Raw genomic sequence first — 23,729 nt, forward strand, 5'->3', positions numbered from 1 at the left:
AGACGTGATCAATTGGGCGACGGCCAGCGACCTCGACCGGGTCGAAGAGCATCGGCGATCCACTGAATGGGTGGCGCACCTGTGGCGGTCGCCCGAGGCCAAGCTGCTCAAGCTGGACGATCAGAGCCGGTTCACCACGAACGCCGGCGGCAGCAAGCTCCGGCTGGTCAAGCCGTTCGTCGAGTACGACCCGCAGCGGCACCGGCTGCTCGGGCTCCTCGACGACGCGCCGATCTTCGCGGTGGAGGCGCTGACCGAGGGAGACGTGCACGACTTCCGCGAGGTCGCCCACCAGCTCACCGACAACGAGCGTGACGTCGCCGCGACCGCCGCCGCCATGATCAACTGGCACCGCAGCGAGCCGCACTGCCCGCGCTGCGGCCGTGCGACGCAGGTGATCAACGGCGGCTTCGCGCGCTTCTGCCCGGTCTGCGAACAGGAGCACTTCCCGCGCACCGATCCCGCCGTAATCGTCGCGATCCGGGACCCCGACGACCGGCTGCTGCTCGGCGGCAATTCCAAGTGGGGTAACCGGATCTCGGTGTTCGCCGGCTTCGTCGAGGCGGGCGAGTCGCTCGAGCAGGCCGTACACCGGGAGATGGCCGAGGAGGTCGACGTCCAGCTCACCGACGTCAGCTACTTCGGCAGCCAGCCGTGGCCGATGCCGCGTTCGCTGATGCTCGGCTTCTCCGCCCGGGCGATCGGCGCGGAGATCAGCATCGACGGCGAGGAGATCGGGTACGCGGACTGGTTCACCCGCGACGAACTCACCGCCAAGCTCGAGGCCGGCGAGATCGCGCTGCCTGGGCGCAGTTCGATCGCGTCCCGGATGGTCCAGGCCTGGCGCGACGACGAGCTGCCCTGACGTTGCTGACCGGATCGGTGCCGTAGCTCGGTTCGGGTCGACGCCGGTGACAGCGCGCGCCCGACGGTCGACCGTGCGGCGGCTCCCGTGCGCGGGCTCACGGTTGGCTGCGCCGGCCTTCCGTGCACGGGCTCAGGGTTCGCTGCGCCGAAGCCTCGGGCGCAGGCCGCTGGCTCGGTTGGCGGGGTGCAGCACGGCGCGGCGGATTGCGTCGACGGTGCCGAACACCTGGACCCGGTCGGTGGCGCGGGTGACCGCCGTGTAGAGCAGCTCCCGGGTCAGCAGGGGAGAGTCCGGGGGCGGCACGATGAACGAGACGCAACCGAACTGACTGCCCTGGGCGCGGTGCACGGTCATCGCGTGCACGGTCTGGACGGCATCCAGCCGGACCGGTGACACGACGGTCGGCTCCGCACCGCGGGCGAACGCGGCCCGCGGCCCGTGCTCGGTCGCGACCACGACCCCGGTGTCGCCGTTGTAGAGCCCGAGTTCGTAGTCGTTCGCGGTGATCAACAACGGCCGGCCCGGATACCACTCGGCGGTACGGTCCCGGCCGGACACCGGGCTGCCGGGCGCGGCCGGGACCGCCCACGATCCGTACGCCTCGATCAGCCAGTGCTCGGCCTCGGCGCCCCAGCGGGCGACGCCGAACGGCCCCTGCCGATGGGCGCAGAGCAGCCGATGTTGATCAAGACCGCGCAACGCTCCCTCGACATCGCCGGCGGCCGCGGCGTCGTGGCTGGTCCGGCCGGCGGTCAGGACCCGCTCGCGGAGCGGTTCGAGCCCGGCCGGGTCGGCCCGGTCCAGGTCGCTCTCGACGAAGATCACGTCGTCGGCGCCGGACCGCAGCACGTCGATCGCGGCGTCAGCGTCGGACTCCCGGATCGCGCGGGCCAGGGTCTCGATCGCGCCGCCGTACCGCCAGGTGTGGCTGAGCCGGACCACGCCGTGCGGCGGCGCCGGCTCACCGGCCAGGCCGAGCGCCGCCAGCCCGTCGGCGAGCGCGGTGTCGTCCGGCCCGGGCGCGGTCGCGATGTCGGCGAGCACCGCACCGGCCTCGACCGACGACAGCTGGTCCGGATCGCCGACGAAGACCAGCCGCGCGTCCGGCCGGACCGCCTCCAGTAGCCGTGCCATCAGGGTCAGCGACACCATCGAGGTCTCGTCGACGACGATCACGTCGTACGGCAGGTGGTTGCCGCGGTGGTAGCGGAACCGGCCCCGGGACCCGGGCAGCCAACCGAGCAGTCGATGCAGGGTGGAGGCGCTCAGCTCGCCGAGCCGGGTCCGGTCCGCTTCCGGCAGCCGGTCGGTCGCCTCCCGGACCGCCTCCTCGAGCCGGGCCGCGGCCTTGCCGGTCGGCGCCGCCAACGCGATCCGCAGGCCTCGGCCGGGCCGGTGGTCGAGTCCCGGCTGGTCCAGCAGCAGGGCCAGCACCCGGGCCACGGTCGTGGTCTTGCCGGTGCCCGGACCGCCGGCGATCACGCTGACCCAGCGCTGCGCCGCGACCGCGGCGGCCCGCCGCTGCTGGTCCGGCTCGCCGGCCGGCAGTCCCGCGCCGGTGAACAGCCGGTCCAGGGCGCCGGTCAGCCGGTCCCGGTCGAGCTCCGGCTGGGTCCGTTCCTCGCGGCTGAGCCACTCGGTCCGGACCTCTTCCTCCTGCAGCCAGTAGCGCTCGAGGTAGAGCAGGCCGTGGGCGAGCCGGAGCGGCCGGCCGCCTTCGTGATCATGGCCGTCGGCGACCATCGGGCTGGCCCGGACGGCGTCGAGCCAGGCCGCGGGCTCCGGCCAGGGCAGGCCGGCCACGTCGATCCGTACCTCGGAGGTGTCGAACGAGGTCGTGTGCACCTCGGCCAGATCGATGCAGACCGACCCGGCGCGGACCGCACGTACCGTCAGGGCGAGCGCCAGCCGCACCCGGTCGTCGGCCTCGCCTGCCAGCCGGGCGATCGCCGTGGCCGCATGCACGTCGGCCGGTCCGAGCACCCCGGCCTCGTTGAACGTCTGCAGCAGCCCGGACGCGCCGGTGACCAGGCTGGGGTCCGCCGGGTCCATGATCATCGTCGGCTCGGTCGCGGCCGGAACGCTCATGGTCGCCCCCGATCGAGCAGGTCGGACAGTTCGATGATCATGGCCGACGGCGGCCGCCAGCTGAACACGCCGCAGCGGACCCCGTCGATCTCCGGGGTGTCCGGGCCGGCCATCCCGCGCAGGAACAGGTAGAGCACGCCGCCGAGATGATCATCGGGGGAGTAGCCGGGCTGCCGCCAGCGCAGGTAGCGGTGCAGCGCGACCGAGTAGAGCAGCGCCTGCAGCGGGTAGTGCGCGCCGATCATGGCCCGGGCCAGCGACCGGGGCCGGTACCGGCGCAGCGGCAGTTCGTCGGTCGGCTCGCCGATCCAGTTGGTTTTGTAGTCGACCACCAGATAGCGGGGATCGCCGGGCTCACCGGCCCGCAGCACCGCGTCGATGCTGCCGACCAGGTAGCCGCGCAGCGACTCGCCGGCCAGCTCGGGTAGTTCGAGATGCCGCGGGTAGTCGACCAGCGGATCGTCGGCCGGCAGGTGCAGCCGCAGCAGCCCGGCCAGCTCCGGCAGCATCAGCTCGCCGGTCGGGCGGTCGCCGCCGGCGAGCGGGAATTCGAAGTCCAGCTCGGCCAGCCGGTCGGCGGCGCCGAACTCGCCGAGGGTCCGGTTGCCGGCCAGCGGACCGAGCGGCGTGTGATAGGTCGGCAACAGGGCCTCGACCAGGCCGTCGGCCGTCATCGTCCCGGCCGGGATGCGGCTCAGCTGATCTGTCGTGGCCCGGCGCAGTTCGGCGGCCAGGTCGTCCGCGGCCGGGTCGACGTCCTCGTAGATCGCGTGCACGACGGTGCCGAAGTCGGCGCCGCTCGGCAGCCCGCTCATCGGCGACGGCCGGTCCAGGTCCGCGGCCACGGCGTGTGGTTCCGCGGTGTCCGGGCCGTCGCCGACCGGCAGCGCGGTCGTGGTCTCGTCGTCCTCCTTGGCCGGTTCGGCCTCGCTGCCGACCCCGGCGGCGTCGCCGGGCAGGCCGTGCGCGGCCGCCGTCAGCCCCGAGTACGAGGTCCGGCGCCAGAGCAGGTCCAGCGAACGGTCGAACGACCGCACCGTCAGCCGCTCCGGCGGCTCCGGCCGGGCCGGTGGCGGCAGCGCGTCGCGGGGCTCGACCACCTCGATCGCGACACCCGGCCCGAGGTGGGAGAGCGTGGTCGGGTCGCCGGACACCGGATACGCGGATTCCGGCTCGGCGCCCTCGATCCGGGGCCCGTAGAGCAGCCGCTGCAGGGCCGACGGCGCCGTGTTGCGGGTCGGCGCCCACCAGGTGATCAGCTGACACTTGGCCCGGGTCGCCGCGACATAGAACAGCCGCAGGTCGTCGCCGCCGTCCTCCCGCCGGGCCTGCGCCAACCGCTCGGACCGGCCGGGCCCGGTCAGCCCGCCCACGTCCAGCACCGCGCGGAGCCGGCCGGAACCGTCCGCCGGCTTCGACGGCTGGTGCAGTTGCAGGACCTGGCCCTCGTCGTCGCCGACGTGCCGATCCCAGGCCTCCGGCAGGTAGACGATCGGGAACTCCAGGCCCTTGCTGCGGTGCACCGTGAGGATCTGGACGGCCTTCGAGTCGCTCTCCAGCCGGCGGGTGCCCTCGGTCCCGTCGCGCTGCGCGTCGGCGATCCGCTCCACCAGATATTCGACCAGCGCGCTGACGCCGAGCCGGCCGGACACCATCGCCGCGTGCAAGGTCTGGCCGATGTGGCGCAGGTCGGTCAGCTGGCGCTCGCCGTCGGTCCGGCCGAGCAGCCGGGCCCCGACCGCGGTGTCGGTGATCATCGTCTCGAGCAGGGCGGCCACGCCGCGCCGCTCCAGCGTCCGGCTCCACCAGCGCAGCTGCTGGGACAGTTCGGTCAGCGCGACGTCGTCGGCCCGGACCAGATCGTCGACGGTACGGCCGACGAAGCAGGTCAGCGCCGCCTGCCGGACCCGGGCCTGCCGCGGCTGCTCCAGCGCCCGCAGCAGCGTCAGCCACTCGTGCGCCATCGGCGAGCCGAACACGCTGGTCGCGCCGAGCACCACCGCCGGCACGCCGGCCTCGGTGAGCGCGTCCCGGATCTCCTCGCCCTGCCGGTTCCGGCGGACCAGGACCGCGACGTCGCCCGGTCCGACCGGCCGGTCGTCGGCCTGGCCGCGGGTCGGGTCCAGCTCGCGGAGCCGTACCCCGGAAGCCAACAGCCGGGTGACGTCGGCGACCAGGTCCCGGGTGATCATCGGGCGCACCGACCGCACCATCGGCATCCGGGTCGCCTCCGGATCGTGCTCCAGCACCCGTAGCCGGACCGGCGCCGACGGGGCCTCGGCGTCACCCGGCAGCAGCCGGCGCTCGGTGTGGTGGGCCCGGACCGACCGGACCACGATCCGCGGGTCGCCGAGGGCCGCGCCGCCGAACACCGACTGCAGCGCGTCGACCAGGGCCGCGTCGCTGCGCCGGTTGACGTCCAGCGTCGCGATCCGGTCGGCCACCCCGACCGCGTCCAGATAACTGAACACGTCGGCGCCGCGGAACGCGTAGATCGCCTGCTTAGGGTCGCCGATCATGATCAAGGTCGCGTGGCCGTGGAACGCGGTCCGGACGATGTCCCACTGGATCGGGTCGGTGTCCTGGAACTCGTCGATCAGCACCACCCGGTAGCGCTGCCGGAGCCGGGCGCAGGCGGCCTCGCCCTGCTCGGAGTCGGTCAGCGAGCGGTGCAGCCGGGTCAACATGTCGTCGTAACTGAACAGCCGCCCGAGACCCTTCCGCCGGGCCACCTCGGTCCGCACCTCGTGGGCGAAGTCGACCTGTTCCGCCGAGGCGTCCTCCGGCAGGCCGACGGCCCGTTCCGGGACCAGGCCGGCGTGCGGTGCGTTGACCACGGTCTCGGCCAACCGCAGCGCCTGGTCCGGCGGCAGCGGCGCGATCTTCGTGCCGCCCGCGTACCGGCGCAGGTAGCTGTCACCGGTCACCTGCCGGACCAGGTCGGTCAGGTGCTCGACGAAGATCGCGTCTGGTTCGCGGTCACCGATCACGCCGAGCCCGTCCAACATCCGCAGGCAGAACTCGTGCGTGGTGGCGATCGTCGCGGCGTCGAAGTCCGCCCTGGCCCGGGCGATCCGGGTGTGCCGGGCCCGCAGTTCCGCCTCGGTCCCGGTGCAGATCAGGCGCTCGACCGGATCGCCGTCGTCCGGTGCTCCGCCGGCCAGTACCGCGGTCAGCCGCTGCTCGACCTGCACCAGCCGCTCCCGGACCCGGTCCCGCAACTCGTTGGTGGCCATCCGGCCGAACGTGACCAGCATCAGCTGGTCCAGCTCGACCAGGCCGTCGGCGAGGTAGCGGGCGGCCAGCGCGGCGATCGTGTACGTCTTCCCGGTGCCGGCGCTGGCCTCGAGCACGGTGGTCCCGGTCGGCAGCGGACCGGTCAGATCGAACGGTACGGACTCGGCCGCCGGCGAGGGTGGGGTCTCGGTGATCACCGGAGTTCCTCCCCGCGCAGCAGCGGTTGCCAGACCCGACGGGCCAGTGCGCCGAACCGGCTCTGCTCCTCGATGTCGCCGCGCCGTTCCTCGGGCCGGGCCTGCTCCGCCATCAGGTCCTCCAGGGTCGGGCCGATCACCTGCTCGTACGACGGGTCCAGATCCTCGGCCCAGAGCTGGCCGATCTTGCTCAGCAGCGGCGCGATCGGGCGCCCGGCCAGGCTGAGCCGCGCGTACTCGCAGGAAGCCTTCGGCGGCAGCGGCAGCGGCCCCTGCAGCCCGGTCCGGTAGAGGTCGACCAGGTCGCCGAGCAGCAGCCCGGCGATCTTGGCCGGCACCGGCCCGAGCACCGAACGCCCACGCCGGCCGATCGTCACCGCACGCCAGGACTGGTCGGGTTCGGTCACGGTGAGTGCGAGCAGGTCGATCCAGGAGGCCAACCGATGCTTCGGCCCGAGCCGCGAGTAGCTGACCGACACCGGTCCGTTCTCGCGGATCCCGGGCAGGGTCCCGGTGATCACCGCGCCGCCGGCCTCCGCGGTGATGTCGATGCCGCGGGCCGGCCCGGTCAGATACGGCTCGGCACCGGCCGCCAGCTCCCGGACCTGGTCGACCACCGGACCCAGCGCCGCACTGCCGAACCGCTGCGGCGGCAGCGTCCCGCGCCGCCACTCCGCCGCCGTGAGTTGATCAAGGTCGGCACCCTGCAGCAGCAGTCGCAGCATCCGGTCGCCGACCGACCAGGACTCCAGCCCGTCCAGCTGGATCGGGATCTGGTCGTCGGGCCGCTCGTCGTCCTCGTACAGGAACAGTCCGGCCCGCATCCGCAGCAATGCCCGGACCGGATGGGCGAAGAACCGGGACAGGTCGGACAGGTCGATCACGTCGTCCACCGGTCGCGGCGGCAGCTCGCCGATCGCGTACGGCGAGGACGGCTGTTGGCGCGGACCGATCGCCGCCCGGGCACCGCGCAGCCCCTGCCGATCGAAGCTGAACGGCCGACCATGATCAACGGTGGCGAAGTTGTCCGGATCGAACGGCTGCAACGGATGGCGGGTCGTGATCATGGAACGGACCGAGCTGTGCCCGGCGGCCGGAGTCGCGGTCCGGTCCAGGGTGTCCAGCAGCTCGCCGATCGGGACCGCCGGCGGCTTGTCGGCGCCGGTCCGCGGATCGGCGCCGGAGTAGATCACGACCAGCCGCTCCTCGGCCGAGAGGATCGCGTCCAGCAACAGCTGCCGGTCCTCGGTCCGCGGATCCCGGTCGCCGATCCACGGCTGCGCCGCGACGACGTCGTCGCCGTCGATCGAGGAATGCCGCGGGAACACCCCGTCGTCGACCCCGAGCAGCACCACCACCCGGTGCGGCACGGAACGCATCGGCGTCATCGTGCACATGGTCAAGGTCCCGGTCCGGAAGTTGGCCCGGCTCGGCCGGCCCCGGAACGAGTCGGCGAACAGGGCCCGGATCTCGGCCGGCCGGAGCAGCGTCTCGGCGGCCGTCGCCGGATCGACCGACTCGCCGATCCGGGCCAGCTCGGCGTATGCGTGGCTCAGCTGCCAGGAATCCGCTCGGCCGACCGCGGTGAGCGCCTGCACCGCCTCCCGGGCCAGCCGGATCCACTCCGGCAGCGGCCATGGCCGACCGAAGTCGGTGACCGCCTTGCGGATCCGCTCGACGCATTCGGTGAGCCGGCCGACCAGGTCGACGTCGGAGGAGTCGATGTCGTCCAGCGGCAGCGCCGTACCGAGGTAGTGGTGGCCGGACTCGTCCATCGCGATGCCGAGCAGCAGCCGGTCCAGCCCGGCCGCCCAGGTGTTCTGGCCGAACCCGGACATCGCGAACGCCGCCCGGTGCGGCGCGTCCAGCCCCCAGCGCACCCCGGCCCGTTCGACCAGATCGGCGATCCGGGCCAGGTCGTCGTCGGAGAAGGAGAACTTCCGGGCCACCGGCTCGGTCGAGATCAGATCGAGTACGGCCGCGGCCTCGACCCGGGAGGTGGCCAGGTCGAACAGCGTGGACAGCGTGTTCAGCAGCGGATTCAGCTGGCGCAGCGAGCGGTCGGCCAGCCGGACCCGCAGCTGGTGTCCCGGATGGGCCTGGTCCGGCGCCGCGTCCGCCAGCCCGAACCCGGCCGAGATCAGCGGTGCGAAGGTCTCGATGTCGGGGCACATGACGATCACGTCCCGCGGCTCCAGCGTCGGGTCGTCGGCGAGCAGGCCGAGCAGCACCTCGCGCAGCACTTCGACCTGCCGGTCCGGGCCGTGGCAGGCGTGCAGCCGGATGCTCTCGTCGGTCTCGGCGAGCCGCCGATCCTCGGTCGGCGCGGCCGGCTCGCGGTCGCCGGCCAGGTCGTCCTGGAGCAGCCGGAGCAGCGTCGCCGGGCCGTCGCGGTCGGGCGCCGGGTGGTGCACGTGGGTCACCTCGGTCGACGCCAACTCGTCGAGCAGGGTGAGCTGAAGCTCGCGGCTGTCCCGGCCGAGGTACGCCAGCAGCCGGTGCCGGGGCAGGTCGACGGTACGGTCCGCGGCCCGCGGCCCGACCAGCGAACCCTCGGCCTCGGCGGCCGTCGCGGCGATCCGGTCCCAGAGCACAGGGGAGGGCTGGGTCAGCCAGAAGTAGACGTCGCGGTGCCGTGCCAGCGTGGTCAGCAGCCGGAGGTGATCGGGCAGCACCCGGGTCGGCCCGAACACCGACAGGCGCTCCGGCAGGTCGCTCAGTCCCGGCTCCTCGGCCAGCCGTTCGCAGACCGGGCCGATCCGTTCGGCCGGACTGGGCAGCTCGATCCGGCGCCGCAACCGCCGCCACAGCTCCGCCTGCCAAATCCGGTCCGCGCCGAGCGGGGCACCGTCCGGCCCGGCGTCACGGCCGGCCAGCCAGTCCAGCACCATGCCCGGCCGGCTGCTCGCGTACGCCCCGTACAACTCGGCCAGGTGCTGCGCGATCGACCACCGCCGCCCGCCGCGCGGATCCTCGTCCGGCGTCTCGGCGGGAGCGGATCGGTCGGGTCCGAGGAACGCCCACAGCGGCGCTGCCCACGGCTCGGTCCGGGCGGCGTCGATCTCGGCCAGCAGTGGCCACACGGCTCGGTGCGGTTGCCACGGATCGGCGCCGGGGTCGATGCCGGTGACCGCGGCGGTGGCCCGGGCCGCGAGCCGGTGTGGGGAGGGGAACTCCACGCCGGCGCAGACCCCGTCGGTGCCGCCCGCCGCCGTACCCAGCCGGTGCGAGAGCTGCTGCGACAACCACCGCTCCACGCCGTGCGTCGGCACACAGACGATCTCGGTGGCGAACGGATCGGCCAACGGCTGCCCGAGCACGTCACCGAGCGCCGCGACCAACCGGTCGGAGCGTTCCGCGCGATGGAGATGCAGGCTCATGATCAGGCCACCCTAGGGCCCGTCTCCGACAGCCAGGTGGACGGCCGCCGCAATCTCGCATCGACCGGTCAGTTGCGCAGCGACACGCCGTGAAAACGGCTGCTTTTGTGCCCGGTCGGCGGGTTTGGGGTGGGTGTGGGTGGGGCGGTTTAGGGTGATCGGGTGGCCGTGGAATCCGATCGTCTGCTCGCGGCACTCGACCCCGAGCAGCAGGAAGTGGCGACCACCCTGCGTGGGCCGGTCGCGGTGATCGCCGGTGCTGGCACCGGCAAGACTCGGGCGATCACGCACCGGATCGCCTACGGGGTCGCCACCGGGGTGTATCGCCCGACGTCGGTGCTGGCGGTGACCTTCACCCAGCGTGCGGCGGGGGAGTTGCGCGGCCGGCTGCAGGAGCTGGGCGTGCCCGGCGTACAGGCGCGGACCTTCCACTCGGCGGCGTTGCGGCAGGCACAGTACTTCTGGCCCAAGGTGTACGGCGGCGAGCTGCCGGCCGTGCTGGACCACCGGATGGGCGCGGTCGCCGACGCGGCCGGCCGGCTCCGGGTCGCCGTCGACACCCCGAAACTGCGGGACCTGGTCGGCGAGATCGGCTGGGCCAAGGTCAGCAACGTCGGGCCGGAGGACTACGCCCAGGTGGCCGCGGCCCGGCACCGCGGGCTGGCCTCGTTCGACCACGAGACCGTGGCCCGTGTCTTCGCCGGCTACGAGGAGGTCAAGCGGGAGCGGGGCCGGATCGACTTCGAGGACATCCTGTTGTGTGCGGCCGCGTTGATCTCGGACAACCCGGAGGTCGCCGACCAGGTCCGCAGCACGTACCGCCATCTCGTGGTCGACGAATACCAGGACGTCAGCCCGCTGCAGCAGGCTCTGCTCGACCTGTGGCGCGGCGATCGGGCCGATCTCTGCGTGGTCGGCGACCCGGCCCAGACGATCCACTCCTTCGCCGGGGCGCAGGCCGACTTCCTGACCGGGTTCGCCCGCCGGCATCCCGGCGCGGCGGTGATCCGGCTGGTCCGCGACTACCGCTCGACGCCCGAGGTGGTCGGTGCCGCCAACGCGATCATGGACGCCGCCCCGGCCGGCGGCGGCCGCGAGCTCGGTGCGGTGACGCTGGTCGCGCAGCAGCCGTCCGGCCCGGCGGTGGAGTACGCGGAGGCGGCCAGCGAGTCGACCGAGGCGTCCGGGATCGCCGACTGGCTGCGCCGGCTGGCCGACACCGGGATCTCGTACCGGGAGATGGCGGTGCTGTTCCGGATCAACGCGCAGAGCCCGCCGATCGAGCAGGCCCTGGCCGAGGCCGGGATCCCGTACCTGGTCCGCGGCGGCGAACGGTTCTACGAACGGCCCGAGGTCCGGCAGGCCCTGCTCCAGGTCCGGACCGAGGCCCGGACCCTCGACGCCGCCGACGACGGGACGAGCGGGGCGGACCGGCTGAAGGCGCTGTTCTCCGTGCTCGGCTGGACACCAGAGCCGCCGACCGGCGCGGGCGCGGTCCGGGAGCGCTGGGAGTCCCTGGCGGCGCTGGTCGCGGTCGCCGAGGACCTGACCACAGCGGCTGGCGGACCGGTCGGGCTGGCCGAGATCTCCGCCGAGCTGGAACGGCGGGCCGAGGCGCAGCAGGTGCCGGCCGCGCAGGGCGTCACGCTGTCCACGTTGCACTCGGCCAAAGGCTTGGAGTGGGACGCGGTCGCGCTGTACGGAATCCAGGAGGGCTCGCTGCCGTTCATCCTGGCCGACACTCCGGACCAGTTGGCCGAGGAACGCCGGCTGCTCTACGTCGGCGTGACCCGGGCCCGGCGCCGGCTCCGGATCTCCTGGGCGCGGACCCGCAACGGCGGCGGCGCGGTCCGCAAGCCGTCCCGGTTCCTCGGCCCGGTGCTGCCGTCGGGGGACCGGCGGGCGACCCGGCCCGGCGGCCAGCCGGGGAGTCGCCGGTCCGAGCTCTCGGCGCGCTGCCGCAGCTGCGGCCGGCAGCTGTCCGGTGCGGCCGAACGCAAGCTCGGCCGGCACACCGACTGTCCGTCGACGTACGACGAGGCAACGCTGGAGGCGCTCAAGGTGTGGCGCAAGGAGGCGGCCGCCGAGCAGGGCGTGCCGGCGTACTGCGTGTTCACCGACGCGACGCTGGTGGCGATCGCTGAGGCGCGGCCCGGGACGCCCGCCGACCTGATCAAGATCCACGGCCTGGGGCTGACGAAAGCCAAGAAGTACGGGCCGGAAGTCCTTGCCGTCCTGGCCGATTCGACCCCCGGAACGAGCGGCTCCGCGGGCCCGGACGGGGATTTGTCAAATAATCTGAGATTGTTGCGAAAAGAGTTTGCACCCGCGGCAGACGGTTCTCTAAGCTGAGCAAGGCTCACCGGCCGGCGGATGAAAAGGCCGGAGAGCAACAGTCAGAGTAAGACCCACAATCTCATCGAGAGGAGGCACGCAGATGGATACCAAAACCATGATCATCCCGAACAAGATCACCACCTTCCAGGTTGATCTTGCTCTGCGCGCCTCCGTCGTGCTGCCCACCGAATGTCGTCGTGACGACCTGGTCGGTGCAGCTCGCGCGATCGTCTCCGGTGCAGTCTGCGTCGCCGATTCCGGTGCAGACATGGGCGCACCGGCCGCATCGCACGTCTCCTACGGCCCGCGCACCTCCGTCGCCATTCCGGCTCCGACGAGCCCGGTGATGATCGGCGGTCCGGTGACGGGTCTCCGGGTCTCCGCAGGCATGACCCATCTGCAGTCCAACCGTGGCAAGGCCGCCACCAAGCCGACCCATCTGGGACGAAGTTCCTGTAGTCCGCCGGTGTAGCAAAACACCGCGCAGCCTCCAGGCCGTGACTCCCAGACCACCGGGAATCACGGCCTTTGTGATTCCCGGCCCAGAAGTTCCGGATCGACATCACCGGTCGATCCGAAGTAGGCCGAATTGATCAAGGAGGTGAACAAGTGACTGTCTCAGTGCTGGAGTCACTTGGTTCAGCGCAGGAATTGGACAAGCTGCCCTGTCGGCAGGTTGATCCGGAGGTGTTCTTCGCCGAGTCCCCGGCGGACGTCGAGTCGGCGAAGGCTCTCTGCAAGGAATGCCCGGTCGTGGCGGAATGCCTGGCCGGCGCCCTGGAGCGGCGTGAGCCGTGGGGCGTCTGGGGCGGCGAGCTGTTCGTGTCCGGTGTCGTGGTGCCGCGGAAGCGCCCGCGTGGTCGTCCCCGGAAGTACCCGGTCGACCCGTACACCGAAGCCGGGGCGGGTCAGGCGGCATGAACGGCATTGCCGAGCGGCGGTGTGCGGACGTAGACCTGGAATCGGCAGGTCCGTCCGCCGCCGTCGCGGGGGCCGGCGTTTCGGCGCCGGCCCGGTTCGTCCACGCCGTGCGGCTCTGGTTGGCACGGGCTCTGTCATGATCAACATCGCAGCACGACGGCTGTCCGCGTCGCGAGCATGATCAACTGACGGCGGGCCCGGGCCTTCCACGGCCGTACGGACTGTTTCTGTTCACCACCACTCGGCATCGAGCTTGGCCTCGATGCTCCGGGCGTGCTCGCGCGCGCACGCGGGGCACAGGAACACCACCTGGTCCTCGGTCTCGTCGTCCGCCAGCCGCTCCTGGCTCCAGGTCCAGGTCGGCTCGTCCGGCTCCGGCTCCCGGCCGCACCCGGTACAGCGTTCCACGACGGTCAGCTCGGGCTCGGCTCGGCGTACCCGGGCAGGAATTCCTCGAGTACGGAACCGAACGGCGCCCGGGCGTTCAGCTGGGACAGGACGGCGATCCCGCCGAGCCAGACCCGGTGGATCAGCAGGTACGTCGGCGGCAGGTTGAGCCGGGTCGCCACCCCGTTGGACGCGGTCGGATCCTTGACCCGCTGGAACTGTTCCCGCATCCAGTCCCGGGTGAACTGGAACTCGGGCACGGTCGCCGGCTCGACGAACGGGCTCAGGTAGTCCAGCAGGTCACTCGGGTCGACGTCGGCGGCGACGAAGCCCTCCTCGTGCAGGCCGGCCGCGACGGTCGCCGCATCACCGCTCTGGGCGATCCGCAGGATCCGGCCCATCGCCGACGGCAGCCCTTCGGGCAGTCGCGCGACCAGGCCGAAGTCGACGATGCCGAGCCGGTCGTCGGGCAGGATCAGGAAGTTGCCCGGGTGCGGGTCGGCGTGCAGCAGCCCGACCGTGGACGGACCGGCGAACAGGAATCGTACGTAGCGAAGGGCGATCCGGTTCCGGCGCTCCTCGTCGAACCCCTCGGCCCGTGACATCGGGACCCCGTCCAGCCACTCGGTGACGAGCACTCGCGGAGTCTGCGCGATCACTTCCGGCACGGCGAAGTCGGGATGGCCGGCGAAACCGACCGCGGCCTGGTGCTGCGAGGTCGCCTCGACGGTGTAGTCGAGTTCCTCGGCGATCCGTTCGGTCAGCTCGTCCACCAGCGGCTCGACGTCGAGGCCGCCGATCAGCGGCGAGATCACCCGGGACAGCCGGCGCAACTGCTTCAGGTCCGACCGCAGTGCCTCGTCGGCGCCGGGATACTGCACCTTCACGGCCACCTTGCGACCGTCCTGCCAGACCGCTCGATGCACCTGGCCGATCGACGCGGCAGCTGCGGGCCGCGGCTCGAAGGAACGGAACCGGCTGCGCCATTCACCGCCCAGCTCGCGCGCGAGCACCGCCTGCACCCGCGAGGTCGGCATCGGCGGCGCCGAGTCCTGCAGCCGCGAGAGATGCTTCCGGTACGGGGCGGCCACCTCCTCGGGCAGCACCGACTCGAACATGCTGAGCGCCTGGCCGAACTTCATGGCGCCGCCCTTGAGCTCGCCGAGGACCCGGAACAACTGGTCGGCCGCCCGCCGCTGCATCTCCTCGCTGACCGCCTCGGCCGGCGTGCCGGTCAGCTTCTTGCCGAACCCGACGGTGGCCCGGCCGGCGTAACCCAACGGCAGCGAGGCGAGGCGCGCACCGCGCCGCCAGGCCGACCTGGCCAGGTCGCCCGACTCGGCGGTCTCGGGACCGCCTTCCGGCGGGGGACCGGACTCGCCGTCGGCTGGCCGTGGGGTGGTCATGGAGGTCATTCTGCCGGGCCGCCCCAACCGCAGCCGCACCCGGGATGGCCGCGCCAGCTGCGCAGCCGGGGCGCGAGGTTCGTACCGTCCAGCTCGAGGGTGGCGCCGAGCGTCTCGGGCGGCTCGGCGTCCGGTGTCCCGGCCACGTACCGGAGGGCGGTGTGGACCTGCAGCAGGGCGACGCCGACGGCCCAGCCGGCCGCCAGTTCGGGAGCGGCGGTCGGGCGCCGGCAGAGCTGGGCGAGCAGTTCCGGCCAGCCGGGATCGGCCCCGGCCCGGGTCAGGTCGAGGCACCGCAGGCAGGCGGACCGGCCGGGCAGCACGAACGGGCCGACGACGGACAGTTCCCCGGCCGTGCGGACGATCAGGTGGGGCTGGTCGGTCCGGACCAACCAGGCGGTCAGCACCCGGTCCGGCTCGGCCGTGCCGGTGGCGACCACGGTCAGGTCCGGCGGCGCGGCGTCCGGATCGGGCGACCGGATCAGGTCGTCCGGGCCGCACCGGGTCAGCGCTTCGGCCAGCCGGCTTGCCAGTGGCCCGCTGCCGACCAGGCCGATCCGGGCTCCGGAGAGTGTCCTGGCGGGGTCGGCGGGCGGCGCGGCGGAGGACCGGACGACGACCAGCCCGGCCTGCCGGAGCACGGCCAGGGCGTCGTCCAGTTGACGCTCCGGTACGGCGAGCCGACGAGCGGCCCGGCGCAGCGCTCCGAGCGTCTGCCGTCCGTCGATCTGGGACAGCACGTCGGCGAGGGCCGGGGCGACCCCGGCGAGCAGCAGCGACGCCTCGGTGTCGATCCCGACCTGGACGGCGTCCGGGCTGCGGCGGAGGAACACGGTCGACCTGGTCAGCCCCGGATATCTGACCAGCCGCGGCCGGGCGGGCGCGGCGACGGACGGCTTCACGTACCCATCCTCACCCGGGTCGCCGGCCGGCTCAGTGGTTGTCCACAGGGTCGGTTTCGGGGGAGGGCGGAAACGCGGCGGCCGCGGAACGCCGCTGGAAGGCGGGCGATCCGCGGCCGTTCATCGGGTGCGGCCTGAGCCGCAGATCCCGGCCGGAGCCAGGGTTGCTCAGGCTTTCCCGAGGATGCGATTCAGGTTGGTGCCGCACTCGGGGCACTTGGCCTTGGCCATCCGGGTGCCCTTGTCGTTGACGTGCACCTCGCCGGTCGCCTCACGCTTGGCCTTGCACTTCACGCAGTAGAACTCACCGCTGTAGGTTTCTGCAGCCATCGTTCGTCTCCTTGCTCGAAATCCTCCGCAGACCTGGTCGGTTGTCCGCGGGACCGCGTTGCGGCCTGCAGCGCTCGGTCGCCGGTTACTCTACGCGAGCGGACGCGGACTGGCGTGTTGGCACGCGGCGTGTTATCGGGCCCGGCTCCAGGCGGGCCACGGCAAGACATCGAGGCGAGGGCAGGGCAAAACGAAGCCTCCAGAGTTCGGTGTGCGCTTGCCTTCCCCTGCGAGCGCGCCGACCAACTGGAGGCTTCGTGGACTGAACGCTATGGCTTCGGCCGTCCGGCGTCAACACGGGTCGCCGGACACGCCGTGAGAATCTGTGGACAATCCTGTGGGTATCCCTGTGGGTTGAGCGTCGGAGACTGTGGACAATCTTGAGCTTTCCGGTGCCTGCGCTGGTCAGAAGCCAAATGGAAACTCAAGACCTCTGGGCATGCTGGTACGAAGTAATTTCCTGCGAACTGAGACGAGCAATTAGACTCATCCGCGCGTGATGAATTCGGGACCGGCACCTGGTGGGGAAACGACCCCGAGCTGGTCGATGGTTGGGTCCGGACAAGGGTGGTCCTTCGGCTTGCGCTCACACATCGAATGACCGGGGGCCCCGAAACAGGGGAGGGAGGTGAGAGGCGATGTCACAGGTCGTGATCAACTGTCCGTCTACGCATAAGGACATCCCGACCGGGATCGACCTCGACAAGGCTGCGTGGGATTCCATGAAGCTGGATCAGGGTGCGACTCAGTGTCTGTGGTGCGGTGAGCTCCACGTCTGGTCGAAGCAGCAGGCTCGGCTGGAGGAGTTCGCTGTTGCGGAGGAGGCGGAGGTTTCCGAGGAGACCGAGCAGACCGAGAAGACTGTGAAGCTCGAGAAGGCGCGGAAGTCCGAGGAGGCGCCGGTCGTCACCGAGCGGCTGGCGGCGTCCAACTAGCGGCGCGGAGTTCGGTGCGAGGGGGCCGTACGGTGTCGGAGGACGACACCGGGCGGCCCCCTCGCCCGTGTCCGGACGAAGAACGATGACGGCAACGCGGAGGGCAACGATGGCGAGGGTCTGCTTCACGGTCCAGGTCGATCCGGCGCGGCTGGCGGAGTACCGGCAGCGGCACACCCCGGTCTGGCCCGAGATGCTGCGCGAGATCGAGGCCTCCGGCCGGCGCAACTACTCGTTGTTCCTGCGCGACGACGGCCTGCTGATCGGCTACTACGAGACCGACTCCGACGAGGCGAGCGCCGCCTACCTGGCCCGGTCCGAGGTCGCGGCCCGCTGGGAGGCGTCGATGCAGGGGTTCTTCCTCGACCTCGACCGACGCGCCGACGAGGCTGCGACTGTCGTACCCGAGGTGTTCAATCTGAAGCAGCAGTTGGGAGCTCTCTGACCGAGGAGGCGGGGTGGAGCAGGGCGAACCGCACGTGGTGGTGCGGCGGAGCGCGCGGCGGAAGCGCACGGTCACCGCGTACCGGGAGCGGGACGCGATCGTGGTCCTGATCCCGCAGCGGATGTCGAAAGCCGACGAGTCCCGCTTTGTCAGCGAGATGGTCCGCAAGGTGCTGGATCGGGAGACCCGGGACCGGGCACCGGCCGGCGACGCCGAACTGCGCCGCCGGGCCGCCGACCTCTCCGAACGGTTCCTCGCGCCGGCGCTCGGCTATCCGCCGCGGCCGACCCGGGTCAGCTGGGTGCACAACCAACAGCAGCGGTGGGGTTCCTGTACGCCGAGCACCGGCACCATCCGGCTGTCCCACCGGCTGCAGCCGATGCCGTCCTGGGTGGTCGACTACGTCCTGCTGCACGAGCTGGCCCACCTCGTCCACGGCGCCCACTCGCCCGAGTTCTGGGCCCTGGTCGACCGCTACCCGGAGGCTGGCAAGGCCCGCGGCTATCTGGAGGGCTACCTGGCCGGCCAGGGCGCCTCGGCCGCCGAGGACGACAGTCCCGAGGCCGGCCCGGCGGCCGTGGAACCGGGCGAGCCGAGGTTGTTCTGACGCCTACCCGAGCTGGGCGGGCGTCGGGCGGCCGAGCGGTGCAACCTCCTCGACGAGCTTGGCCAGGTAATCGAACGTGCTCGGGTCCGACGGGTCGGGCAGGTCGACGATCGCGAGGTCGACGCCGAGCTCGGCGAGCGCCTCGAAGCGCCGCCGAGCCGCGTCCAGGTCCCGGTCGCCGAGCATCCCCATCGTGGTCTTGACGATGTCGTCGTACGGGCGTTCGGCCTCGTCGCAGCGCTGGCGCAGCACGTCCAGCTTCTGCTTCAGCGCACCGGGCGCGGGGAGTTCGAAGAAGTTGTTGGCATCGGCGTACTTGGCGATCAGGCGCATCGTCTTCCGCTCGCCCATGCCGCCGATCATGATCGGCGGCCGGCGCAGCGGCGCCGGACGGTTCAGCGGCTGCTCCAGCTGGTAGTGCCGGCCCTCGATCGGGGTCTCGTCGCCGGTGAACATCCGGTGCGCGATCTGCAGCGACTCCTCGAGCATCTCGAACCGCTGGGCCAGCGGCGGGAACGGTACGCCGAGCCCGCGCGACTCATCTTCGTTCCAGGCCGCTCCGAGGCCCAGCCAGGCACGGCCGCCGGACAGCACGTCCAGGGTCGAGACGGTCTTCATCAGGAGCCCGGGGTGGCGGTAGTGCACGCCGGTGACCAGCGCGCCCAGCTGCAGGGTGGTGGTCTGGCCGGCCGCCCAGGCCAGCGTCGAGTAGACCTCGAGCATCGGATCCTCCGGCGGCCCGGCGATCCCGATCTGGAAGAAGTGGTCCATCGGCCAGAAGGAGTGGATCCCGGCCTGCTCGGCGTCGCGGACGACGCGGCTCAGGGTCGGGCCGATGGCGGCAGGCCCGTCGGGCAGGCCGAATTTCATGACATGGAGTCCGATCTTCATGGACCCATATTAGCCGGCTAATCCAGATCGATGATGCGACTCAGCAACTCGGCGAGCTGAGCCGCATCGGCATCACTGAGCCGGGACCTGATCAAGGCGTCGGCCTCCTGCCAGGCCTGCTCCACCGGGGCTTGCAGTGCCCGCCCGGCCTCGGTGAGGTGAACGGTCCTGGTCCGCCCGGGTCCCGGCTCACGACGCAGATAGCCGGCCCGCTCGAGTCGTTGCAGCGCCTTGGTCACCGTCGGCGGCTCGACCCCAATCCGCGCGATCAACTCCGACTGGGCGATCCCGTCGGACTCCCAGAGCCGGGACAGCAGCAGATCCTGCCCGGGGTGCAGTCCCACCTCGGCGAGCACCGGCCAGATCGCCGGCCGGCCGGCCTTCGAGGCCTTGAGCAGCCGGAACGCCAGCGTTGCCTCAATCACACCCCAACCGTACAAACCGCGGACCCTTCGCCCCGCGGCCGTTCTGCCGGCGTGTCGCTGGCGGAGTGACCGGTCGGCGGTCCGGAGGCGGGTGTGTGCGGGCGGAAGGTCGGGTTCGGGCGTCCGAGCAAGATCAGGATGGGCCGGTGCCGTCCGCGTACCAAACTCGGCCAGCTCGACCGAGCCGTCGCAGGGCGGCCGGAGATGCGCGGAGCGGGAGCTGGACCGGGGCGGCCCGAGGGTGGGCATAAAACCGCCCCACCCTCGGGGGAAGGTGAGGCGGCGAGACCAGCGCGAAGCGCGGCCTCACTGCGGCGCCGCAGGGTTGCAAGTCTGTCGGGATCGGAGCGGAGTGGCAACTCCGGTCCAGGGTCACTCGATCCTGGTCGCGATCGGGGTGCCGAGTTCGACGGTTCGGCCGACGGTGCAGAGCCGGTCGTGCGACTGGGCGACGATCTTCGGCAGCACCTCGCGGGCGGCGTCGCCGGCCTCTCCGTCGGGGAACGCCACCCGGAACGTCACGGCCAGGTCGGTCAGTCGGTTGCCGTGCTCGTCGCGGACCTTCTCCGCGTCGACGTCGACCTGGAACGACTCCGGCTCGGCCCGGCGCGCGGTCACGGTGCCGACGTCGATCGCCGTACACGCGGCGATCGCAGCGAGCAGCAGCTCGACCGGCGTGAAGTCGGTGTCCGTCGAACCGATCGTGACGGTGCCGCCGCGGACGTTGGTGGCCGTGAACGTGCCTTCGGCATCCCGGGTGAGGGACACGGAGCGGTGCGTGGAGTCATTCGCCATGAGCCAACCCTGCCAGAGCCGTGTTCATGATCAGTAGGCTCGCCGGGTGACTGACGACGCGGCGCGTGATCAGGCGGTGATCGAGAACGGGTTGCGGCCGCCGATGGTCGTCGCCGGACAGCCGGTCCCGACCCGCAGCCTCGACGCCGAATCGGCCAGGCTGGGCGTGCCGGGCGTCGCCGTGGCGGTGATCGAGGACGGCCGGGTGGCCTGGACGAAGGGCTACGGCCGCACCGGTCCGGATGGCACCATGATCACCGAGCGGACCCCGTTCCAGGCCGGCTCGATCAGCAAGGCCGTGGCCGCCCTGGGCGTCGTGATCGCGGCCCCGGCTCTCGGCCTGTCGCTCGATGAGGACGTCGCCCCTATCGCGCGCGGCTGGCTCCCGCCCGCGGATCCGGCCGGCCGGCCGGTGACCCTGCGCGGGTTGCTGAGCCACACCGCCGGCACCACGGTCCGCGGGTTCCGGGGTCACGCCGCCGGAACGCCGGTGCCCACGCTCCGCCAGGTGATCGACGGCGCCACGCCGGCCGACACCCCGCCGGTACGGATCGAGCCGGCCCACGTCGGCGACTGGCACTACTCCGGCGGTGGCTACGCGGTCGTACAGCAGCTGCTCGAGGACGCGGCCGGGCGGCCGTTCGACGCCCTGCTCCGCGAGTTGATCTTCGAACCGCTCGGCATGGCGGACAGCACGTTCCGCCAGCAGCCGCCGGCCGGCGCGGCCCAGCCGCACGCCGCCGACGGCGTCCCCGTCGCGGGCGGTCCCTACCGCTACCCGGCGGCGGCCGCGGCGGGCCTGTGGAGCACCGCCGCGGACCTCGGCCGGTTCGTCGTCGCCGTGCTGCGGGCCGAAGCCGGTGGCTCGGGTCCGCTCGACCCGGCGCCGGTACGCGAGCTGCTCGCCGAGGTCCGGCCCGGCCGCGCGCTCGGCTTCGACCGCGGTGGCGCGGCGCGACCGTACGTCCGCAAGAGCGGCGACACCGAGGGCTTCGTCGGATTGATCACCGGCTACCTCGGTCCGGGCGACGGCGCCGTCGTGCTGACCAACGGCGGCCGCGGCCGGGAACTGATCGAGGGTCTGGTCGGCAGTATCGCCAGCCACCGCGGCTGGCCCGACTTCGGCCCGCGGATCCGGCCCTCGGTCGAGTTGGACGACGCCCAGCAGGCCCGGCTGCTCGGCAGCTACCGGTACGGCAGCGACGCGAGCTTCACCGTGGCCCGCGGCCCGAGAACCCTGATGATCATGTCGCCGGGGGAGGAGCCCGAACCGCTGCCGGCCGCCGCCGCGGACCGGCTGTTCCTGCCGTCGCAGAACGCCGACTTCGTCTTCGAGCTCGGAACCGACGGAGCACCGGCCGGCACCGGACGGATCGAGGTGAGCGGCCAGGAACTCCCGTTCCGCCGGGTCAGCGGAGCAGCGCCGCCCCGACCAGCGAGGTGACCGACGCGTCCTCGGCCGGGACCTGGTCCGGGTCGAACCAGCGGACGTCGTCCGACTCGTCGCTGACCACCGGCTCCGGCCGACCGGGCACGGTGGCCAGGAACTGGACGTCGAGATGATCACTGCCGCCGGGACCGCAGAAGGCGACCCGGTGCCGGGACAGCCGCAGCGGGACCGGGTCGATCGTGATCATGGACAGGCCGCTCTCCTCGGTCGCCTCCCGCAACGCGGCACCCGGCAGGGTCGTGTCACCGGCCTCGAGGTGGCCGCCGGCCTGCAGCCAGCGGCCGACCTTGCGGTGCAGCACCAGCAGCACCTGACCGGTCTCCGGCGCCTTGATCAACACGCTGGCGGTGAGGTGGGCGCCGGGGCAGTCGCGCGACCAGCCGTCCGGCCGTGCCCGAAGATGATCAAGGTAGGCGAGCCGGAGCGACTCCTGGTCGGGCTCGGCCGGCCGCCAGTCGGACAGCACGTCGCGGCAGCTGTCGAGCAGGCTCACTCCTTGCCGGCCCCGCCGTCTTGATCATCTTTGCTGTCCTGATCATGCTGCTCGTCGCGCCGTTCCTCGGCGTCGAGCAGCTCGGCCAGGGCCGCGTCGAAGTCGGAGTCCTCGGTCTTGGTCTCGCCGGAGACGAAGCCGAGCGGGTCGTCCAGGTCGGCGGAGGTCGGCAACACGTCCGGGTGCGACCAGACCGCGTCCCGGCCGTCGACGCCCCGGGCCTCGGTCAGCGCCGCCCACAGGTTGGCCGCGTCCCGCATCCGCCGGGGCCGCAGCTCCAGGCCGACCAGGGTGGCGAAGGTCGCCTCGGCCGGGCCGCCGGACGCCCGGTTCCGCCGTACCGTCTCGGCCAGCGCATCGGCGGCCGGCATCCACTTCGAGGTCGCCCGGGTCACCACGTGGTCCACCCAGCCCTCGATCAGCGCCAGCATCGTCTCCAGCCGGTCCAGGGTCGCCTTCTGCTCGGCCGTCTTCTGCGGCTCGAACAGCCCGCCCTCCAGCGAACGGCCGAGCTCCTCGAGGTTGTTCGGGTCGATCTGGCCGACCGCCTCCTCGAGCGCCGAGGTGTCGATCGTGATGCCGCGCGCGTACTCCTCGACCAGCGCCAGGACCTGCTCACGGAGCCACGGGACGGCCGCGAACAGCCGCTGCCGGGCCGCCTCCCGCAACGCGAGATAGAGGAGGACGTCGCTCTGCTCCTGGTCCAGGCCGTTGCCGAACGCCTCGACGTTCGTCGGCAGCAGCGCCGCCTGGCCCGGCTTGCTCAGCGGCAGCCCGATGTCGGTGGCACCGACGACCTCGGAGGCCAGCCGGCCCAGCGCCTGACCGAGCTGCAGCCCGAACATCGACGCTCCGGAGGTCCGCAGCATCGGCCGCAGCATCTGTTCCAGGCCGGCCATCTGCGGCAGCTGCTGCAGTTCCTCGGAGTCGAGGCTGAAGCTCAGCGCGCCCTCCATCGCGTCGGCGATGTGGCTGGCGACCGGCTCGACCAGCCGACGCCAGACTGGCAGCGTCTGCTCGACCCAGTCGGCCCGGCTCCAGGCCCGCATCGTGCCGGCGGTGCGCGGGAAGATCATCGCCTCGTCCAGCCATACCTCGGCGATCGACGCGGCCTGATCGATGTCGCGCCGCTGCCGGTCGTTCGGGGTCGGGTCGGGTCCGAGCGCGGCGACCGCCTTGCGCGCGGTGTCCTTGGTCACGTCCCAGTTCACCCCGGAGCCGGTCTCGGTCGTCTGGGAGAAGATCGAACCGGACCCGCCGAGCATCGCGAAAGCGTTCTGCAGCTGGCCGATCAGGGCGTTCATGTCCTGCGGATTGCCGGGCTCACCCGGCTTGCCGAGGCCGGCGTTCCCGCCGGCGAGCTGGGAGAACAGCGCCTCGAGCGGATTGGCCGGCCCGTCGCCGGCCTTGTCCGAACGCGCGGCCTCGTCGGGGCCGGTCGCGTCGTCGGGCTCGCGGTCCGGGTCCGGCTGGTCGTCGGGGCGACGATCCTCGGCCATGGCCATCTCCTCGTTCGGTTCGTTGACGTCTTCCCACCACCGTACGCGTCCCCGCCGGAGCAGCCCGTACCTGATCGCTGACAGCGCACAGTCCCGCTCCGCCGAGGCTCGATTCCTGAGAATCGGCCGAGCGTGG

At 72.1% G+C, this 23,729-nt stretch carries 20 protein-coding genes; 8 read left to right on the forward strand and 12 right to left on the reverse strand.

Features of this window, described 5'->3' with window-relative positions; translation table 11 throughout:
* Positions 1-4 precede the first annotated feature (4 nt).
* Positions 5-865, forward strand: a complete 861-nt coding sequence (gene nudC / locus ACFQU4_RS25115; RefSeq protein ID WP_377497245.1) for an NAD(+) diphosphatase — start codon at positions 5-7, stop codon at positions 863-865.
* 132 nt (positions 866-997) lie between these two features.
* Here the strand turns inward: nudC and recD are convergent, their stop codons facing one another.
* Genes recD through recC form a run of 3 tightly spaced genes read right to left on the reverse strand, consistent with a single transcriptional unit; the run spans position 998 to position 9,770 of the window.
* Entirely contained in the window at positions 998-2,956 is a 1,959-nt protein-coding gene (recD, locus tag ACFQU4_RS25120) for an exodeoxyribonuclease V subunit alpha (protein ID WP_377497248.1), read from the reverse strand.
* Positions 2,953-6,390 carry a UvrD-helicase domain-containing protein gene (locus tag ACFQU4_RS25125; RefSeq protein WP_377497250.1) on the reverse strand — a complete coding sequence of 1,146 codons (3,438 nt, stop codon included), beginning with the start codon at positions 6,388-6,390 and terminating at the stop codon, positions 2,953-2,955. Before ACFQU4_RS25125 ends, recD begins: the two co-directional genes overlap by 4 nt.
* Positions 6,387-9,770 carry an exodeoxyribonuclease V subunit gamma gene (gene recC, locus ACFQU4_RS25130; protein ID WP_377497252.1) on the reverse strand — a complete coding sequence of 1,128 codons (3,384 nt, stop codon included), beginning with the start codon at positions 9,768-9,770 and terminating at the stop codon, positions 6,387-6,389. Before recC ends, ACFQU4_RS25125 begins: the two co-directional genes overlap by 4 nt.
* Before the next feature lie 162 nt (positions 9,771-9,932).
* Between recC and ACFQU4_RS25135 the strand changes: the two genes are divergently transcribed.
* The 3 genes from ACFQU4_RS25135 to ACFQU4_RS25145 all read left to right on the forward strand — a co-directional run bounded on the left by ACFQU4_RS25135 (position 9,933) and on the right by ACFQU4_RS25145 (position 13,028).
* The gene (locus ACFQU4_RS25135; RefSeq protein ID WP_377497254.1) at positions 9,933-12,122 is read left to right on the forward strand and encodes an ATP-dependent DNA helicase UvrD2; all 2,190 of its coding nucleotides are present in this window, start codon (positions 9,933-9,935) and stop codon (positions 12,120-12,122) included.
* An 85-nt stretch (positions 12,123-12,207) separates the two neighbouring features.
* Positions 12,208-12,579, forward strand: coding sequence for a hypothetical protein (locus ACFQU4_RS25140; RefSeq protein ID WP_377497256.1), 372 nt, complete (start codon positions 12,208-12,210; stop codon positions 12,577-12,579).
* Between the two features lie 137 nt (positions 12,580-12,716).
* Positions 12,717-13,028, forward strand: coding sequence for a WhiB family transcriptional regulator (locus tag ACFQU4_RS25145; RefSeq protein WP_377497258.1), 312 nt, complete (start codon positions 12,717-12,719; stop codon positions 13,026-13,028).
* Between the two features lie 231 nt (positions 13,029-13,259).
* Here ACFQU4_RS25145 and ACFQU4_RS25150 read toward each other — a convergent pair whose 3' ends face one another.
* From ACFQU4_RS25150 to ACFQU4_RS25165, 4 genes are all read right to left on the reverse strand, one after another.
* Entirely contained in the window at positions 13,260-13,436 is a 177-nt protein-coding gene (locus tag ACFQU4_RS25150; RefSeq protein ID WP_377497260.1) for a hypothetical protein, read from the reverse strand.
* 5 nt (positions 13,437-13,441) lie between these two features.
* Positions 13,442-14,821, reverse strand: coding sequence for an ABC1 kinase family protein (locus ACFQU4_RS25155; RefSeq protein ID WP_377497262.1), 1,380 nt, complete (start codon positions 14,819-14,821; stop codon positions 13,442-13,444).
* A 5-nt stretch (positions 14,822-14,826) separates the two neighbouring features.
* Positions 14,827-15,723, reverse strand: a complete 897-nt coding sequence (locus tag ACFQU4_RS25160; protein ID WP_377497265.1) for a hypothetical protein — start codon at positions 15,721-15,723, stop codon at positions 14,827-14,829.
* A 168-nt stretch (positions 15,724-15,891) separates the two neighbouring features.
* Positions 15,892-16,053, reverse strand: a complete 162-nt coding sequence (locus ACFQU4_RS25165; protein ID WP_170304471.1) for a DUF5679 domain-containing protein — start codon at positions 16,051-16,053, stop codon at positions 15,892-15,894.
* Positions 16,054-16,691: 638 nt separating this feature from the next.
* Here ACFQU4_RS25165 and ACFQU4_RS25170 point away from each other — a divergent pair.
* The 3 genes from ACFQU4_RS25170 to ACFQU4_RS25180 all read left to right on the forward strand — a co-directional run bounded on the left by ACFQU4_RS25170 (position 16,692) and on the right by ACFQU4_RS25180 (position 18,040).
* Positions 16,692-16,988 (forward strand): hypothetical protein, encoded by a 297-nt coding sequence (locus ACFQU4_RS25170; protein ID WP_377497268.1) that lies wholly within the window; start codon positions 16,692-16,694, stop codon positions 16,986-16,988.
* A 109-nt stretch (positions 16,989-17,097) separates the two neighbouring features.
* Positions 17,098-17,433 carry an L-rhamnose mutarotase gene (locus tag ACFQU4_RS25175; RefSeq protein ID WP_377497270.1) on the forward strand — a complete coding sequence of 112 codons (336 nt, stop codon included), beginning with the start codon at positions 17,098-17,100 and terminating at the stop codon, positions 17,431-17,433.
* A gap of 13 nt (positions 17,434-17,446) precedes the next feature.
* Positions 17,447-18,040: a M48 family metallopeptidase gene (locus ACFQU4_RS25180; RefSeq protein WP_377497272.1), complete on the forward strand. Its 594-nt coding sequence runs from the start codon at positions 17,447-17,449 to the stop codon at positions 18,038-18,040.
* Positions 18,041-18,043: 3 nt separating this feature from the next.
* On the opposite strand, the gene ACFQU4_RS25185 is transcribed toward ACFQU4_RS25180, so the two are convergent.
* From ACFQU4_RS25185 to ACFQU4_RS25195, 3 genes are all read right to left on the reverse strand, one after another.
* Positions 18,044-18,931 (reverse strand): LLM class F420-dependent oxidoreductase, encoded by an 888-nt coding sequence (locus ACFQU4_RS25185; protein ID WP_377497275.1) that lies wholly within the window; start codon positions 18,929-18,931, stop codon positions 18,044-18,046.
* A gap of 17 nt (positions 18,932-18,948) precedes the next feature.
* Positions 18,949-19,356, reverse strand: coding sequence for a MarR family winged helix-turn-helix transcriptional regulator (locus ACFQU4_RS25190; RefSeq protein WP_377497277.1), 408 nt, complete (start codon positions 19,354-19,356; stop codon positions 18,949-18,951).
* A 372-nt stretch (positions 19,357-19,728) separates the two neighbouring features.
* Positions 19,729-20,151 carry an OsmC family protein gene (locus tag ACFQU4_RS25195; protein ID WP_377497279.1) on the reverse strand — a complete coding sequence of 141 codons (423 nt, stop codon included), beginning with the start codon at positions 20,149-20,151 and terminating at the stop codon, positions 19,729-19,731.
* A 46-nt stretch (positions 20,152-20,197) separates the two neighbouring features.
* Between ACFQU4_RS25195 and ACFQU4_RS25200 the strand changes: the two genes are divergently transcribed.
* Positions 20,198-21,595 carry a serine hydrolase domain-containing protein gene (locus ACFQU4_RS25200; RefSeq protein WP_377497281.1) on the forward strand — a complete coding sequence of 466 codons (1,398 nt, stop codon included), beginning with the start codon at positions 20,198-20,200 and terminating at the stop codon, positions 21,593-21,595.
* Here ACFQU4_RS25200 and ACFQU4_RS25205 read toward each other — a convergent pair.
* Together ACFQU4_RS25205 and ACFQU4_RS25210 are read right to left on the reverse strand one after the other, a co-directional pair.
* Positions 21,561-22,094 carry an NUDIX hydrolase gene (locus ACFQU4_RS25205; protein ID WP_377497283.1) on the reverse strand — a complete coding sequence of 178 codons (534 nt, stop codon included), beginning with the start codon at positions 22,092-22,094 and terminating at the stop codon, positions 21,561-21,563. The genes ACFQU4_RS25200 and ACFQU4_RS25205 overlap by 35 nt on opposite strands.
* The gene (locus ACFQU4_RS25210) at positions 22,091-23,593 is read right to left on the reverse strand and encodes a zinc-dependent metalloprotease (protein ID WP_377497285.1); all 1,503 of its coding nucleotides are present in this window, start codon (positions 23,591-23,593) and stop codon (positions 22,091-22,093) included. The genes ACFQU4_RS25205 and ACFQU4_RS25210 overlap by 4 nt, the downstream gene beginning before the upstream one ends.
* Positions 23,594-23,729: the final 136 nt, after the last annotated feature.

It is taken from the genome of Microlunatus sp. GCM10028923 (assembly GCF_042666975.1).
Taxonomy (GTDB): Bacteria; Actinomycetota; Actinomycetes; order Propionibacteriales; family Propionibacteriaceae; genus Microlunatus.

What these genes read in the sequence shown, in the direction of transcription:
- ACFQU4_RS25165 (WP_170304471.1), bottom strand. Translation starts at nt 16,053, where the DNA reads ATGGCTGCAGAAACCTACAGCGGTGAGTTCTACTGCGTGAAGTGCAAG.
- ACFQU4_RS25185 (WP_377497275.1), bottom strand. Translation starts at nt 18,931, where the DNA reads ATGAAGATCGGACTCCATGTCATGAAATTCGGCCTGCCCGACGGGCCT.
- recD (WP_377497248.1), bottom strand. Translation starts at nt 2,956, where the DNA reads ATGAGCGTTCCGGCCGCGACCGAGCCGACGATGATCATGGACCCGGCG.
- ACFQU4_RS25170 (WP_377497268.1), top strand. Translation starts at nt 16,692, where the DNA reads ATGTCACAGGTCGTGATCAACTGTCCGTCTACGCATAAGGACATCCCG.
- ACFQU4_RS25210 (WP_377497285.1), bottom strand. Translation starts at nt 23,593, where the DNA reads ATGGCCGAGGATCGTCGCCCCGACGACCAGCCGGACCCGGACCGCGAG.
- ACFQU4_RS25175 (WP_377497270.1), top strand. Translation starts at nt 17,098, where the DNA reads ATGGCGAGGGTCTGCTTCACGGTCCAGGTCGATCCGGCGCGGCTGGCG.
- ACFQU4_RS25195 (WP_377497279.1), bottom strand. Translation starts at nt 20,151, where the DNA reads ATGGCGAATGACTCCACGCACCGCTCCGTGTCCCTCACCCGGGATGCC.
- recC (WP_377497252.1), bottom strand. Translation starts at nt 9,770, where the DNA reads ATGAGCCTGCATCTCCATCGCGCGGAACGCTCCGACCGGTTGGTCGCG.
- ACFQU4_RS25140 (WP_377497256.1), top strand. Translation starts at nt 12,208, where the DNA reads ATGGATACCAAAACCATGATCATCCCGAACAAGATCACCACCTTCCAG.
- ACFQU4_RS25155 (WP_377497262.1), bottom strand. Translation starts at nt 14,821, where the DNA reads ATGACCACCCCACGGCCAGCCGACGGCGAGTCCGGTCCCCCGCCGGAA.